Consider the following 15,740-nt stretch of genomic DNA (forward strand, 5'->3'; position numbering starts at 1 on the left):
GGCGAGCCTGAGACGCACGGGACAGCTGGGCGCCCCGGGGCAGCTGGGGCGGGCGACGCGGACAGATCGAGCGGCACGGCCGAGCCCTGCGGCTCGGCCGGGATGGGCGGCCCGGGCAGGGCGACCGGCATGACGGGGGCAGAGGGCGCGGCCGAGCCAAGCGGAACAGCCGGGACGGAAAGCGCGGCCGAGGCCAGCGGGACAGCTGCGGTGGGCAGCGCGGTCGAGGCGAGCGGGACTACTGGGGCAGGCGGCGCCGCTGAGCCCAGCGGGGCGGCCGACGCGGGCGGCGCGGGCGGGGCGACTGGGGCCACCGGGCCGGCTAGGGCGGGCGGTGTGGCGGAGGTGGGCGGCACGGCTGGGGCCGGCGGGCCACCCGTGTCGGCCCTCGCGTTCGGCGGTTCCTGGTCCGGGAGGCCCGCGGCCCTCGCATGCGCTGTCACGCGACCATTTAATGGGCCTGGTGGGCGATTCGCGGTGATTGACCCGCTTCGCACCCTCGCTCAGCCGGGAGACCGCCCGTTCCGGAGCCACCGCAGGCCTTGCTTATCGCCAGTCACAGCCGCCGCTCGTCCACCGTTTTCCAGGCAGGTGTCCCATCTCACCAAGGATTCACCTCTAAACTGTCACCCCTTGCCCTCATATGCCCGGATAGGGGGTTTTGGATCGTCGGCCCCCGTCTGCCATAGTCGGGGACGCGACCCCCATTGACCCGGGCTCAGGTCGTCCGGCGGCCGTGGTCACACCCCCTCGTCCACGCCGCTTCCCGAAAGCCCCCGCCGTGCCCGACCGTGGCCCACAGGGGGCTTTCGTGTGTCCGGGGGCGGACGTCAGCGGTCGGCGACCCGCATCTCGAACCACGTCGTCTTGCCGCGCGGGAGCAGGTCCACGCCCCACCGGTCGGAGAGCTTGTCGACGAGGAAGAGGCCGCGGCCGCTCAGGTCCGTCTCCTGGACCGGCATCAGGCAGGGCAGACCGCGCGAGGGATCGCGGACCTCGACGCGGATCCAGCCGCGCCGCCGGTGCATGCGCAGCCCGAAGACGCGGGCCCCGGTGTGCCGCACGGCGTTCCCGACGAGTTCGGAGACGAGCAGGACGACGTCCTCGGTGAGCTTCGCGGAGAGGTGCCAATGGCGCAGGACGACGACCTGGGCGAGGCGGCGCGCGATGGCGGCGGACTCCGGGCGCGAGGGCAGCGGCACTTCCGCGTCCGTCGGATTGCCGAACAACTCCAGCGCTTTCAGCGCGTGTTCGTCCTCCACCGCCGGCGACCAGCGTCCCGCGGTCGCACTCGGCTGCCGCCGCGGCCGTTCGTAACCCTCCAGCCCCGCCATCCCCCCATCATGGCCGCCCGGCGTGCCCGCCGGGGCCGTTCCGAAGGAATGCGCCCCCCGGAACCAACCGTTCCGGGGGGCGGAATAGGCATATGCCAACGGCAGCAATAAGCCGTAGGAGCGGCCCTGACCTGCGGCGACCGCCACTCCTGAGTGATCCCCCGCGGCCCGGGCGGCAGGGGGAGGACTTTTCGTCAGGGCGCCCGCGAACCGCCCCTTAGGGGGACGGCCCGAGCTGACCGGAAAGACCCAACTGGGCGTAACAGAAAGGTAGTTCGAACCAAACCGCTCAGAGGAACTTCGCCTTGCCCGGCCCTTCCTCGACGAAGCTCCGCATGCCCCGCTCCCGGTCCTCGGTGGCGAACAGACCGGCGAACCACGTGCGTTCGATGGCCAGGCCCGTGTCGATGTCCGCCTCGAGACCCGCGTCGATGGACTCCTTGGCGGCGCGCAGCGCGATGGCCGGCCCGCGCGCGAGCCGCGCGGCCCAGGCGTGGGCCTGCTCGTACACCTCGGCGGCGGGCACCACGCGGTCCACCAGGCCGATGGCGAGTGCCTCGGCGGCCTTGACCTGGCGGCCGGTGAAGATGAGGTCCTTGGCCTTGGCCGGGCCGACCAGGCGGGCCAGGCGCTGGGTGCCGCCCGCGCCGGGGATGAGGCCGAGCAGGATCTCCGGCTGGCCGAGCTTGGCGTTGTCGGCGGCGATGCGGAAGTCCGCGCAGAGCGCCAGCTCGCAACCGCCGCCGAGCGCGTAGCCGTTGACCGCGGCGACGACGGGCTTGGGGATGCGGGCCACGGCGGTGAAGGACTCCTGGAGGGCCCCGGAGCGCGCGATCATCGCCGCGTGGTCCATGGCCTGCATCTCCTTGATGTCCGCGCCGGCGGCGAACACCTTCTCCCCGCCGAAGATCACCACGGCGCGCACGTCGTCGCGGCGCGTGGCCTCGGCGGCCAGCTCCTTGAGGCGGTCCTGGGTGGCGATGTCCAGGGCGTTCATCGGGGGGCGGTCGAGGCGGATCGTGCCGACGCCTTCGGCGACTTCGAGGTGTGCAGTCATGACAGGCACGTTAGCGGCAGTCAACGCCGAGGGGCCCGGTGCACTTGGTCACAGTGCGCCGGGCCCTCACTCACTCCGTAACGAGGGTGGCGTCAGGCCCTCCACTGCTCCCACGGCATGTTCCAGCCGTTGTAGCCGTTCTCGGGCTGGATGGTCTTGTCCGCAGAGTTCTTCACCACGACGACGTCACCGATCAGCGAGTTCTCGAAGAACCATCCGGCGGGCGTCTTCTTGCTGTAGCCGCCGCGCACGTCGCTCAGGCCGATGCAGCCGTGGCTGGCGTTGGTGTTGCCGAAGGCGCCGCCCGACCAGTAGTTGCCGTGGATGAACGTGCCGGAGGTCGACAGGCGCATGGCGTGCGGGACGTCCTTGATGTCGTACTCGCCGCCGAAGCCGACGGTCTCCCCGTTCATCCGGGTGACCTGGAGCTTCTCGCTGATGACCATCTGGCCGTTGTACGTGGTGGTGCCGGGCGCGCCCGCGGTGATCGGGATCTTCTTGATCTGCTCGCCGTCGCGGACGACCCTCATCTGGTGCGTCTTGGCGTCGACGGTGGAGACCTGGCTGCGGCCGATGGTGAACTTCAGCGTCTTGGTCTGCTCGCCGTAGACGCCGGGGCGGCCCTCGACGCCGTCGAGGTTGAGCTTGACGGTGACCTTCGTGCCGGCCTTCCAGTACTTCTCCGGGCGGAAGTCGAGGCGGTCGTTGCCGAACCAGTGGCCCTCGACCGGCACGGACGGCTCCGTCTCGATCTCGATGGCCTTCTCGACGGCCTCCGGTTCGGTGATGCCGCGCGTGAAGTTGACCGAGAACGGCATTCCGACGCCGACCTTCGAGCCGTCCTCCGGTGTGAACTGGCCGATGAAGGTGTTCTGCGGGGTGAGCGTGGTGAAGGTGGTGTCCTTGGCCGACGCGCGGCCCTCGGAGTCCTTCGCCACCGCGTGGACCTTGTACTTCGTGGCCGCCGCGAGGTGGTGCGCGGGCGTCCAGGCCGTGCCGCCCGAGGTGATCTTGCCGGGGACCGGGTTGCCCTTGCCGTCCTCGACCCGGACCTGGGCAAGCTTGCCCTTGTCGGCGGCTATCTTCAGGGCGCCGCTGGTGGCCACCGACTTCGAACCGTCCTTGGGGGCTATCGTCACGACGGCCGCCGACGGCGCGTTCTTGTCCGCCGCGTCCTTGCCGTCGCCGCCCGCGTCCGAGCCGCCTCCCCCGCCGCACGCCGCCACCATCAGCAGCGCCGCCCCCGACAGCGCCGCCGTCAGACCCCTGGCGCCCCTTCGCCGCGCGCGCGTGCGCGCGCCAACCGACGTCCCCGATATCGGTCGCCCGTTCACGATGTTGTCTCCCCTCGCACGGCCTGGATCCAGGCCCGCACCCCAGTGCACCTGCGCGTTTCGGACACGCGCCAGCGATAGATAACCACACGGCTCCGGGCGATGACTCCCCGCCAATGTCACCGTTGCGTTCCAACTGCGCGTGGGGTGCGGAGGGACCTCGTTCAGCCGTTGTTCACCCAGTCCTTCCACTCCATGTTCCAGCCGCCGAGGCCGTTGTCGGGAGCGACTTCCTTGTCATCGCTGTTGACCACCTCCACGACGTCCCCGATGAGGGTCCGGTCGAAGAACCAGCCCGCGGGGGTCTTGGAGCTGCCGCCCTTCACGTCGCGCAGGCCGACGCAGCCATGGCTGACGTTGGTCTCGCCGGGGGCCTCGGGCGCCCAGTAGTTGCCGTGCAGGAAGGTGCCGGAGCTCGTCAGGCGGATGGCGTGCGGCACGTCGGGGATGTTGTACTCGCCGCCGAAGCCGACGGTGCGGCTGTTCATGCGGGTCACCTCCAGCATCTCCGTCACCACCATCTTCCCGTTGTACGTCGGTGTCTTGGGGGCGCCCGCCGTGATCGGCACCGTGGAGATCAGCTCGCCGTCGCGGCGCACCTCCATGGTGTGCTCGGCGGCGTCGACGAGGGACTCCTGGTGGCGGCCGACGGTGAACGTGAACGTCTTGTCCTGGAGGCCGTAGACGCCGGGCGCGGCCTGGACGTCGCGCAGCCGCAGGCCGACGGTCACCTTGGTGCCGGGCTTCCAGTACTTCTCGGGGCGGAAGTCGATGCGGCTCCTGCCGAACCAGTGCGGGCGGATGTCGACCGCGGGGCGCGCGGTGACCTCGATGGCGCGCTGGACGGCCGCGCGGTCGACGACCTCCTGGTTGAACTCCAGGGAGATGATCATGCCGGTGCCGACCGTGGAGCGGTTCTCCGGCGACGCGTACGCGACGAAGCGCTCGGCGGGGACCGCCGTGCGGAAGGTCGTGTGGCGCGCGGCGCGGCGGCCGTGGCCGTCCAGGGCGACGGCGTCGACCTTGTAGGTGGCGGCGGTCGCGAGCGGGCCCTTGTCCAGAGGCCGCCAGGTGGTGCCGTCGGCGTCGATGCGGCCGGGCACGTCGAACTGCCGCGCGTCCTGCGTCCGGACCACCTTGACCGACTCCAGGCGGCCGCCGGGCACCCGCACCTGGAGCCGTTCGTCGGGCTTGACCCCTTTGCTCTCGTCGTCGGGCGTCACCCGGATCACGTCCGCGGGCGAGCGCGGTTTGCCGAGGACCTCGTCGAACCCGCCGGCGCAGCCCGCCGCCCCGGCCAGCAGGCCTGCCCATGTCACCGCCGCGGCCAGCGCGGCCCCTGCGCGCCGTGCGCGCCTCGCAACCTGTCTCACGTGGGGCCCAACGACCGGCGCCGCCCGGGGAAACGTGAGTGCGACCCGCGCGCTGGGCAGAACAGTGGGGAGGACGACGTAGGGGGAGCCGCGGCCGGGACGCCGTATGCCCTTCTTCGAGCGTCGGCCGACGAGGCCGCGGGAGGCTGACAGGTGTCGAGCGCATCCGAGCAAGGGGCAGTGCGGGAGGCACGGGCGAAGGGGCGCGCCGCGCCCGAGCGGCCGGCTCCGGCGGTGAACGGGAACCGGCGGCCCACCGCGCGCGCGGTGCCCGCGCGGCCGGTGTGGCCGGGGGCGCCGACGCCGCTCGGCGCCCGGTTCCGGGTGGGGCCGGACGGGGTGGCGGGCACCAACTTCGCGCTGTGGGCGGGCGGGGCGGAGTCGGTGGAGCTGTGCCTGTTCGACGCCCGGGGCGGTGAGACGCGCTGTCCGCTGACCGAGCTGACGCACGAGATCTGGCACGGCTTCGTGCCGGGGGTGCGGCCCGGGCAGCGGTACGGCTACCGGGTGCACGGCCGCTGGGACCCGTGGACGGGCGCCCGCTGGAACCCGGCGAAGCTGCTCCTGGACCCGTACGCGCGTGCGGTGGACGGGGACTTCACGCTGCCCGCCGAGGTGTACGGGCATGTGCGCGACTGGCCCCAGCAGCATGTGGCGGACACCGTGCGCGACGAGCGGGACTCGGCCCCGTACGTCCCCAAGGGCGTGGTGGTGCACGACGACGCGCCGGACGACGAGTGGGCGGACGACCGCCGGCCGAAGACGCCGTGGGCGGACTCGGTCATCTACGAGCTGCACGTCCGGGGCTTCACCAAGCTGCATCCGGAGATTCCCGAGGAGCTGCGGGGCACGTACGCGGGTCTGGCGCATCCGGCGGCGCTGGAGCACCTCGTACGGCTCGGGGTGACGGCGGTCGAGCTGCTGCCCGTGCACCAGTTCGCGCACGAGGACCATCTGCTCCGGCGGGGCCTGCGGAACTACTGGGGCTACAACTCCATCGGCTACTTCGCGCCGCACGCGGCCTACGCGGCGTCGGGGACGACGGGGCAGCAGGTCGGCGAGTTCAAGCGGATGGTGCGGGAGCTGCACGGGGCGGGGATCGAGGTGATCCTCGACGTGGTCTACAACCACACGGCGGAGGCCGGTGAGCTGGGCCCGACGCTGTCGCTCAAGGGCATCGACAACCGCGGCTACTACCGGCTCCGGCCCAGCGACGCCCGGCGGTACACGGACTACACGGGCTGCGGGAACACGCTCCAGGTCGTGCAGCCGCACGTGCTGCGGCTGATCACGGACTCGCTGCGGTACTGGGTGACGGAGATGGGCGTGGACGGCTTCCGCTTCGATCTGGCGGCGGCCCTCGCGCGGTCCTTCCACGACGTCGACATGCTCTCGCCGTTCCTCGCGGTGATCGCGCAGGATCCGGTCCTGCGGCGCGTGAAGCTGATCGCCGAGCCGTGGGACGTGGGTTCGGGCGGCTACCAGGTGGGGGCGTTCCCGCCGCTGTGGACGGAGTGGAACGACCGCTACAGAGGTGCGGTGCGGGACTTCTGGCGGGGCGCGCTGCCCGACGTACGGGATCTGGGGTACCGGCTCTCCGGGTCCAGCGACCTGTACGCGTGGGGCGGGCGCAGGCCGTACGCGTCGGTGAACTTCGTGACGGCGCACGACGGTTTCACGCTGCGGGACCTGGTGACCTACGAGCGCAAGCACAACGAGGCCAACGGCGAGGGGAACCGGGACGGCTCCGACGACAACCGCTCCTGGAACTGCGGGGCGGAGGGCGAGAGCGACGACGCGGACGTCACCGCGCTGCGGCGGCGGCAGCTGCGCAATCTGATGACGACGCTGCTGCTGTCCACCGGGGTGCCGATGTTCGTCGCGGGCGACGAGATGGGGCGCACGCAGGCAGGCTCGAACAACGCGTACTGCCAGGACAACGAGACCAGCTGGGTGGACTGGGGGCTGCGGGAGGAGCCCGGCTGGCGCGAGCTGTTCGCGCTCACCGCCCGGCTGATCGAGCTGCGGCACCGGCATCCGGTGCTGCGGCGGCGGGCGTTCTTCTCCGGGCGCGCGCACTCGGCGGACGGCCTGCGGGACCTGGCCTGGTTCACGCCCCGGGGCACGGAGATGACGGAGGCCGACTGGTTCGCGCCGGCCGCGACGCTCGGCATGTATCTGTCCGGGCGGGACATACCCGGCCGGGACGCCTGGGGGGCGCCGGTGGTCGACGACAGCTTCCTGGCGGTCCTGCACGCGGGGGAGCGTCCGGCGTGCTTCGTGCTGCCGGGGCCGCCGTGGGCGTCGTCGTACGAGGTCGTCGTGGACACGTCGCTGGAGGAGCAGGGGGCGCCGCCGTGCACCGTGCACCGGGCGGGGGCCGCGGTGACGGTGCCGGGGCGGGCGGTGTGGCTGCTGCGGGTCCGCCCCACCTGACAGGGCTGGTCCGGACCTACGTATTGCCCAGGCGTCGCCCGCGCCCCCAAGCTCGGCTCATGGACCTGGAGTTGCGGCACCTGAAGACGATCCGGGCGATCGCCGACGCGGGCAGCCTCACCAAGGCGGCCACCGCGCTCGGGCTGGCCCAGCCGGCGCTGAGCGCCCAGCTGAAGCGCATCGAGCGCGCGCTCGGCGGAACGCTGTTCGAGCGGGGGCGGCACGGGGTGCGGGCCACCGCGCTCGGCGAGTTCGTGCTGGCGCGGGCCCGGGTCGTGCTGCCCGCCGTGAGCGGGCTGCGGGAGGAGGCGCAGCGGCTCGCGCGGGCCTGGGAGGGCGGCGCGGGGTTCCGGCTCGGCGGGACGCACGGGCCGCTGCTCGGCGCCCTGGTGGACCGGCTCGCCGCCGCGCACCCCGGGGCGGCCCTCTCCACGCACACCTCCTGGTCGGAGCGGGAGATCGCGGCCCGCGCGGTGGCCGGGCGGCTGGACTTCGCGCTGGTGGGCACGTGCGGGGCGGCCGCGCCGCCGCAGAGCGAGCTGCTGAGGTGGCGTGAGGTGGGGCGCGACCCCGTCTTCGTGATGCTGCCCACCGGCCATCCGCTGGCCGGCCGCCCCGAGGTCGAGCTGGCGCAGCTCGCCGGCGAGGCGTGGACGGACGTGCCGGGGGACGGCTGCTTCGGGGACTGCTTCACCGCGGCGTGCGCGCGGGCGGGCTTCACGCCCTCGCGGGTGTACGAGACCGATGTCGCGTCCTGCGTCCATCTGGTGCAGGTGGGGCGGGCGGTGGGACTGTGCCGGGCGACGTTCCCGCCGACGCCGGGCCTGGTGACGAGGGCGCTCGCGGGTACGCCGCTGTACTGGCGTCATGTGCTCGGCTGGCATCCGGCGGGGCCGGCGCATGATCGTGCAGCGGGTGTCTTCGCGGAGGCGCGGGCGGCGCATGGGGAGGCGGTGGCCCGCAGTGACAGCTACGCGGCGTGGCTGGCGGCGCCGGCCCCTCGGGCGGGGGGCGGGGCGGGGTGACGGGCCTCGCCCCGGGGCGGCTGGGCGGGTTCCCTGGGCCGCCGCTTCGCGGCGGATGTCTCCGGGTGCGGGTGTCCTGGCCCGCCGCTTCGCGGCGGATGTTTCCCACGGGGGCCGTCTCCGGGGTGCGGGTGTCTCTGGCCCGCCGCTTCGCGGCGGATGTTTCCCACCCACCCACCCGTTACTCCGCATCGGGGGGTGGGCGTAGAAGCGGGCTTCAGTTGCCGGGTGCGTCCGTTGCATCGCTTCTGGGGCGCGGGGGTGTCCCTGGCCCGCCGCTTCGCGGCGGATGTTTCCCACCCACCCACCCGTTGCTCCGCGTCGGGGGTTTTCCTGTGCTGGTTGATGCGGGGTAAACGGGTGGGTGGGTGGGAGATTCTGCCGCGGAGCGGCAGCAGGGCGGGCGCTCCCGGCCGGGCGGGAGGGGCACACGGAGCGGGAGCGGGACGGGCGCTCCGGCTGGGCGGGAAGGGCAGACGGAGCAGCGGTGGGGCGGGGGTCATAACGTCGGGTACCGGGGGTGACTGGCAGCTGGGCGAGGGAAGTTGAGCGCTCTACGGTGTGGGGCGAACCCCCGCACCCCCTCCCCCCTCGCCCCGAGGAGTCCGTATGCTCCCCCTCCCCCACAGACGCGCCGCGACGGCCCTCGGCACCGCCCTGGTGATCGCCGGCCTGCCCGGTCTCGCGGCTGCCGGCCCGCTCCCGCCATCCCGCCGGCGCCCTCCCCCGCCGCGAGCGCCGCCGTCGGCACGACTTCTCCCGGCGTCCTGACGGCGATGCGGCGCGACCTCGGCCTCACGTCGGCGCAGGCCGAGGCCCGGCTGGCCCACGAGGCCGAGGCCGGCGCCGACGCGGGAGCCCTGCGGCTCGCACTCGGCCGCTCCTTCGCGGGCGCCTGGGTGCACGGCGCCACGTCCCGGACGCTCACCGTGGCCACCACCGACGCGGCGGACGTCCCCGCCATCGAGGCACGCGGGGCGCGGGCGAGGGTCGTACCGCACTCCACCGCCGAACTCGACGCCGCGAAGGCCGCGTTGGACCGGGCCGCGAAGAAGAAGGACACGCGGGACGCGCCCGTCTGGTACGTCGACGTGCGCTCCAACGCGGTCGTGGTGCGTGCCGTCAGGACCGCCGCCGCCACCTCCCTCGTCTCCGCCGCCGGCGTGGACGCCGACCTCGTACGCGTGGAGAGGACCAAGGAGCGGCCCCGCCCGCTGTACGACCTCGTGGGCGGCGACGCCTACTACATGGGGGGCGGCCGCTGCTCCATCGGCTTCCCCGTCACCAAGGGCACGCAGCAGGGCTTCGCGACGGCGGGCCACTGCGGGCGCGCCGGCACCGCGACGACCGGCTACAACCGGGTGGCTCAGGGCACGTTCCAGGGGTCCGTCTTCCCCGGCAGGGACATGGCCTGGGTCGCCACGAACACCCAGTGGACCGCCACCCCGTACGTGAAGGGCCCGGGCGGCCAGCGGATCGGCGTCGGGGGCTCCACGCAGTCCCCGGTGGGTGCGTCGATCTGCCGGTCGGGCTCCACCACGGGGTGGCACTGCGGCGCGATCTCGCAGCACAACACGAGCGTCACCTATCCCGAGGGCACCATCAACGGCGTGACCAGGACGACGGTCTGCGCCGAGCCCGGTGACTCGGGCGGCTCGTACATCTCGGGCAGCCAGGCGCAGGGCGTCACCTCGGGCGGCTCGGGCGACTGCTCCAGCGGTGGCACGACCTTCCACCAGCCGATCAACCCGCTGCTCCAGCAGTTCGGGCTCACGCTGCGGACCACGGGCGGCGGCGACCCGGGCCCCGGGCCCGGCGATCCCGAGCCGGGCGGCACCTGGGCGGCCGGGGAGGTGTGCGCGGCGGGTGACACCGTCACGTACGGCGGCTCGACCTACACGTGCCTGCAGCCGCACCAGGCCCAGCCGGGCTGGGAGCCGCCGAACACGCCGGCGCTCTGGCAGCAGGCCTGAGGGCCGGCGGGGGACCCACCGGACTAGGTCCAGCGAAGTAGCCGGTCCGGGCCGAAACTCGGTGGGCGCCGTCAGTGGCGATCCGTAGGCTCGCCCCTGATGCCGAAATCAGATGCCCCCACCACGGAACGCTCCGAACACTCCACCGTCCGGACGCTGTTGCGGCTGTGGCCGTACGTGCGACCGGTCCGGACCCGCCTGATCGTCGCGGCGCTCGTCGCGGTCGTCGCCTCCTGTACGGGACTGGTCTTCCCCCTCGTACTGAAGTGGCTGGTCGACGGCCCGGTGGCCGACGGCGACGGGGCGGGGGTGTGGTTCGGGGCGCTCCTGCTGCTGGGGCTCGGCGTGGCGGAGGCGCTGCTCTTCGGGCTGCGGCGGTGGCTCGTCGCCCGGCCGCTGGCGAGCGTGGAGGCGTCGATGCGGGCGGATCTCTACCGCCACCTCCAGCGGCTGCCGGTGGCCTTCCACGACCGGTGGCCCTCGGGGCAGTTGCTCTCGCGCGGCACGACGGACCTGATGCTGCTGCGCATGTTCCTCGCCTTCCCGCTGACGTTCCTGCTGGTCAACAGCGTGACGATCGTCGTCGGCGTGATCATCCTGCTCGGGCAGGACTTCACGCTCGGACTGGTGCTGCTCGCGCCCGTGGTGCCGATGGTGGTCGTCTGCGCGTACTACGAGGGGCGCTACACCGCGGTGGCGCGGCGCGCGCAGGACCAGGTCGGTGATCTGACGACGGTCGTCGAGGAGAGCGTGCTCGGCATCCGGATCATCAAGGGCTTCGGGCGCCACCGCAGTCAGGCGCGGGCGTTTCGCGAGCTGTCGCACACGTTGCGGGGCACGGAGCTGGCCAAGGCGCGGATCCTCGCGGCGATCTACGCGGTGATCATGTCGCTGCCCGAGGCCGCGATCGGGGCGGCGCTCGTGCTCGGCACGGTGCGGGTAGCGGACGGCGACCTGTCGACGGGCACGCTGGTCGCCTTCCTGTCGACGGCGCTGGCGCTGCGCTGGCCGGTGGAGTCGATCGGCTTCCTGCTGGCGATGAGCCAGGAGTCGGCGACGGCCACGGAGCGGTACTTCGAGGTGATGGACGCCGAGCCGGAGGTGCCGGTGGCCCCGGAGCGGCCTTCCCCGGCGACCGCCGCCGCCCCTTCCCCTCTGCCCCCGCACGCGTCCTCGGACGGGGGCGGGATGCGGTTCGAGGGGGTGGAGTTCCGGTATCCCGACGCCCCGCCGGACGCGCCCCCGGTGCTCAGCCGCGTCGACCTGCACATCCGGCCCGGCGAGACCATGGCCCTGGTCGGTGCGACGGGCAGCGGCAAGACGACGCTGACCGCGCTGGTGCCCCGGCTGCACGAGGTGAGCGGCGGGCGCGTGACGCTGGACGGCAAGGACATCGCGGCGATGGACCGCGAGCGGCTGCGCACCCTGGTGGCGGTCGCCTTCGAGGAGCCGACCCTGTTCTCGGCGACCGTCGGGGAGAACGTCCTGATGGGGGCCGAAGAGGGCGCCGGTGACGCCGAGTTGCGCCATGCGCTGGGCGTCACCCAGGCCGACTTCGCGCATGCCCTGCCCCAGGGCGTCGACACGCAGGTCGGTGAGCAGGGGCTGAGCCTGTCCGGCGGTCAGCGCCAGCGTCTCGCCCTGGCCCGCGCGGTGGTGGGCCGGCCCCGCTTCCTGGTCCTGGACGACCCGCTGTCCGCGCTGGACGTCCACACGGAGGCGCTGGTGGAGGCGGCGCTGCGGCGGGTCCTCGCCGACACGACCGCGCTGATCGTCGCCCACCGCCCCTCCACGGTGCAGCTGGCCGACCGGGTCGCCCTGCTGTCCGGCGGGCGCGTCGCCGCCGTCGGCACCCACCAGCAACTGCTGCGGGACAACGCGGAGTACGCCTGGCTGATGTCGGGCACCGAGGCCGGGGAGCCCGGCGCGGGCGCCGGTGCGGCGTCCGGTACGCAGGCCGGTGCGGGAGACCCCGCGGAAACCGGCGGCAGGACCGTAGGGGAAACCCCGACAGACCCCGGCGGGAACCATGCCGACCACCCCGTCGGCCACACTGCCGAGGAGGCTGCCCGATGACCACCTCGTCGACGTCCACGTCACGCGGCGCCGAGCCGGACCCGGAGGAGACACCGACACCGGGTCGGGCGCGACCCCAGCCGCAAGCACAGCCACAGTCACCAGCACAAGCACAAGCACAGTCGCGGTCCTGGCCACGGATTCGGCCGCGGGGTCGGGTAAAGGCACCGGCGTCCGGGACGGGCGGCGGTGCCGGGGACCCCTTCGACCAGGACGACCTGCCCACGCCGCCCCACGCCACCCGCGCGCTCCTGCGCTCCCTGCTCGCGCCGCTGCGCGCCCGTGTCGTCCTCGCCGCCGTGCTGCTGGTCGTACAGCAGGCCGTCGTGCAGGCGGGGCCGCTGCTCGTCGCGTACGCCATCGACCGCGGCGTACCGGCGGTGCGCGACGGCGACCACGGCCCGCTGATCGCGGTCGCCGTCGGCTATCTGCTCTGCGCGGGCGCCGCCGGCGCCCTCCAGTACGCCTTCATCGTCGCCTCGGCCCGCGTCAACCAGGACGTACTGCTCGACCTGCGGGGCCGCATCTTCCGGCACGCGCAGGCGCTCAGCGTCGACTTCCACGAGCGGTACACCTCGGGGCGGCTCATCTCCCGCTCGACCACCGACGTGGAGTCGCTGCGCGAACTGCTCGGCGAGGGGCTCCAGGAACTGGTCACCACCCTGCTGTCCTTCCTCTGCATCTCGGCGATGCTGCTCTGGCTGGACCTCGGTCTCGGCGCGCTCGCGGTGGCGTCGTTCGTGCCGCTCTACCTCCTCATCCGGCTCTACCAGCGCCGGGCCGGGGCGATGTTCCGCGTCCGCTCGACCGCCATCGCCGCGGTCATCGTGAAGTTCGCGGAGACCATGAACGGCATCCGGCCGGTGCGGGCCTTCCGCCGGGAGCGGGCCAACGACGCGGAGTTCGCGGTGCTCAACCGCCGCCACGAGCGGGCCAACGGCGACGCCATCCTGGAGATGGCCCGCTACGTCGTCGGCTCCCGGCTCGTCGCGAACATCGCTGTCGCCGCGATCGTCCTGTGGGGCGCGCACCGCGTCGCGGACGGCGGGCTCGCGCTCGGTGTCCTCGCCGCGGCCGTGCTGTACCTGCGGCGGCTCTACGACCCGATCGACCGGCTCGGCATGTTCCTCAACTCCTACCAGTCGGCGGCCGCGTCCCTGGAGAAGATCGCGGGTCTGCTCGCCCAGACCCCGACCGTTCCCGAGCCGCCGGAGTCCCTCGCGCGTCCACTGCCCGCGCTGCGCTCCGCGCGGCCGGGCCGCGAGGTCCGCTTCGACGGGGTGCGGTTCGCCTACCGCACCGGCGGCGAGGTGCTGCCCCGCTTCGATCTGACGCTGCCGGCCGGGCAGACGGTCGCGGTGGTCGGCTCGACCGGCGCGGGCAAGTCCACGCTGGCCAAGCTGCTCGCCCGGTTCTACGACCCGACGGAGGGCAGCGTCCTGCTCGACGGCGTGGACCTGCGGGAGCTTCCGGTCGCCGAGTTGCGGCGCGGGGTCGTCATGGTGACGCAGGAGGCGTTCCTGTTCTCCGGGACGGTCGCCGAGAACATCGCCATCGGCCGCCCCGACGCCACCCGCGAGGAGATCGAACGCGCCGCCGAGGCGATCGGCGCCCACGACTTCATCACCGCGCTGCCGGACGGCTACGACACCGACGTACGCAAGCGGGGCGGCCGCATCTCGGCCGGGCAGCGGCAGTTGGTGGCCTTCGCGCGGGCGCTGCTCGCCGACCCCGCGGTGCTGATCCTCGACGAGGCGACCAGTTCCCTGGACATCCCCGGCGAGCGAGCCGTGCAGCGCGCCATGCACACGGTGCTGCGCGGCCGCACCGCCGTGGTGATCGCCCATCGCCTCTCCACGGTGGAGATCGCCGACCGGGTGCTCGTCATGGAGCACGGCCGCGTCGTGGAGGACGGCACCCCGGACCAGCTCATCGCGGGCACCGGCTCGTTCGCGGACCTGCACCGCGCCTGGCGGGAGAGCGTGGTGAGCTGAGCGGCGGCCGCGTCCCCCGCTCGCCGCGGCCGCTCCTCACCCCGGGGGCGGGAGCAGGCGTACGGCGATGGCGACGGTGTCGTCGTCCGATGGGCGGGCGCCGGGTGGGCTCCCGCAGCTGGGGCCCCACGCCGGGATCCAGCGCACGGCCGTGATCGTCGTGCCGCGTTCGGCGGCGGTGTCGATTCATCGCCGTGCCGCATGTGCGGCTCCCTGACCGGGTGTGTGGGCCTGCGGCCGTGCGCTCTGCCGCCAGCGGAGTGCGGCCATTACCTGTTCGGCGTCGAGGTCGGTGTCCACACCGTTGAGCCGCAGGCCGATCTTGCGGACCCTCGTGATCCTGCCCGAGGAACTGCTGCACCATCTGGACACCGGTGAGCCGTGACCCGGACCGCACCCGGTCAAACTTTTGCCTTTCGGCAATACTTTCCGTTTGACAACTGTGGAGGTCAGGAAAGAGTCTGATCCGGGCGCCGGCGGGCCGACCGGAGCCGCTGAAGCGCACTCAGGCCGTCACGCCGAGAGGAACGGTGCAGGTTGAACAGGCTGTCTCGCGGTCGAAGGGCCGGTCACGCGATCCCCTGCGACCCGCCCGTTTCCCGTGTACGCGGCGCGAGGCGATCGGCGGCCCTGCCGAAGTCGACGAGGCCACGGGTGAGGCTCGCACGGGCGGCGGGGTCCATGGCGGAGATCAGCTCGGTCAGCGCCGACTCGCGGCGGGCCCGCAGGTCGGCCAGATAGGTCCGCCCCCGGCCCGTCAGGCGCAGGGTCACCTCACGCCGGCTGGTCGAACTGAGCGAACGCTCGACGAAGCCCAGCGCCTGAAGGCGGTCGCACATCCGGCTGGCCGACGAGGGCGCCGAGCCCAGCACCTCGCCCAACGTGCGCAGATTGATGCCCCCGGCGTGATCCAGCACATAAAGGGCTCTCAGCTGCGATGATGAAACAGGGGCCGTCGACACGGAATCCCGGCCCCGGTTCCAGAGCACTTCGAGCAGTTCGGTGACCTCGCGGACCATCTGGGCGGCGGCTTCTCGGTCATCGCCCACGGATTCGGAATGCGCGCTTTCCACCGGGATATCTGACAGCGGCCCCGTCAGACGCTGCGACATATGAGTCCGGCCCCCTCTTTTTACTT

The 15,740-nt window shown here is 73.0% G+C and carries 10 protein-coding genes; 5 read left to right on the forward strand and 5 right to left on the reverse strand.

The annotated features are described in order from the left end of the window. Nucleotides 1-830: 830 nt before the first annotated feature. The 4 genes from ABZ385_RS29725 to ABZ385_RS29740 form a co-directional block, all read right to left on the reverse strand. The gene (locus tag ABZ385_RS29725; RefSeq protein ID WP_358582369.1) at nucleotides 831-1,334 is read right to left on the reverse strand and encodes an ATP-binding protein; all 504 of its coding nucleotides are present in this window, start codon (nucleotides 1,332-1,334) and stop codon (nucleotides 831-833) included. Between the two features lie 289 nt (nucleotides 1,335-1,623). Beyond that, nucleotides 1,624-2,391, reverse strand: coding sequence for an enoyl-CoA hydratase-related protein (locus ABZ385_RS29730; protein WP_358582371.1), 768 nt, complete (start codon nucleotides 2,389-2,391; stop codon nucleotides 1,624-1,626). A gap of 92 nt (nucleotides 2,392-2,483) precedes the next feature. Further along, nucleotides 2,484-3,725: an Ig-like domain-containing protein gene (locus ABZ385_RS29735; protein ID WP_358913852.1), complete on the reverse strand. Its 1,242-nt coding sequence runs from the start codon at nucleotides 3,723-3,725 to the stop codon at nucleotides 2,484-2,486. Nucleotides 3,726-3,889: 164 nt separating this feature from the next. Then, nucleotides 3,890-5,044, reverse strand: a complete 1,155-nt coding sequence (locus ABZ385_RS29740) for an Ig-like domain-containing protein (protein WP_358582376.1) — start codon at nucleotides 5,042-5,044, stop codon at nucleotides 3,890-3,892. A gap of 207 nt (nucleotides 5,045-5,251) precedes the next feature. On the opposite strand from ABZ385_RS29740, the gene glgX reads away from it, so the two are divergent. The 5 genes from glgX to ABZ385_RS29765 all read left to right on the forward strand — a co-directional run bounded on the left by glgX (nucleotide 5,252) and on the right by ABZ385_RS29765 (nucleotide 14,602). Continuing rightward, entirely contained in the window at nucleotides 5,252-7,534 is a 2,283-nt protein-coding gene (gene glgX / locus ABZ385_RS29745) for a glycogen debranching protein GlgX (protein WP_358913853.1), read from the forward strand. Nucleotides 7,535-7,593: 59 nt separating this feature from the next. Continuing rightward, on the forward strand, nucleotides 7,594-8,559 hold the full coding sequence (locus tag ABZ385_RS29750; RefSeq protein WP_358582381.1) for a LysR family transcriptional regulator: 966 nt from the start codon (nucleotides 7,594-7,596) through the stop codon (nucleotides 8,557-8,559). 776 nt (nucleotides 8,560-9,335) lie between these two features. Next, nucleotides 9,336-10,532, forward strand: coding sequence for an alpha-lytic protease prodomain-containing protein (locus tag ABZ385_RS29755; RefSeq protein ID WP_358913854.1), 1,197 nt, complete (start codon nucleotides 9,336-9,338; stop codon nucleotides 10,530-10,532). Nucleotides 10,533-10,631: 99 nt separating this feature from the next. Further along, nucleotides 10,632-12,608, forward strand: coding sequence for an ABC transporter ATP-binding protein (locus ABZ385_RS29760; protein WP_358913855.1), 1,977 nt, complete (start codon nucleotides 10,632-10,634; stop codon nucleotides 12,606-12,608). Continuing rightward, the gene (locus ABZ385_RS29765) at nucleotides 12,605-14,602 is read left to right on the forward strand and encodes an ABC transporter ATP-binding protein (protein WP_358913856.1); all 1,998 of its coding nucleotides are present in this window, start codon (nucleotides 12,605-12,607) and stop codon (nucleotides 14,600-14,602) included. Before ABZ385_RS29760 ends, ABZ385_RS29765 begins: the two co-directional genes overlap by 4 nt. 569 nt (nucleotides 14,603-15,171) lie before the next feature. On the opposite strand, the gene ABZ385_RS29770 is transcribed toward ABZ385_RS29765, so the two are convergent. Then, complete coding sequence (locus ABZ385_RS29770; protein WP_358913861.1) at nucleotides 15,172-15,621, reverse strand: MarR family transcriptional regulator; 450 nt, start codon at nucleotides 15,619-15,621, stop codon at nucleotides 15,172-15,174. Between the last annotated feature and the right edge of the window lie 119 nt (nucleotides 15,622-15,740).

The sequence above is a fragment of the Streptomyces sp. NPDC005898 genome, from assembly GCF_040629635.1.
GTDB lineage: Bacteria > Actinomycetota > Actinomycetes > Streptomycetales > Streptomycetaceae > Streptomyces.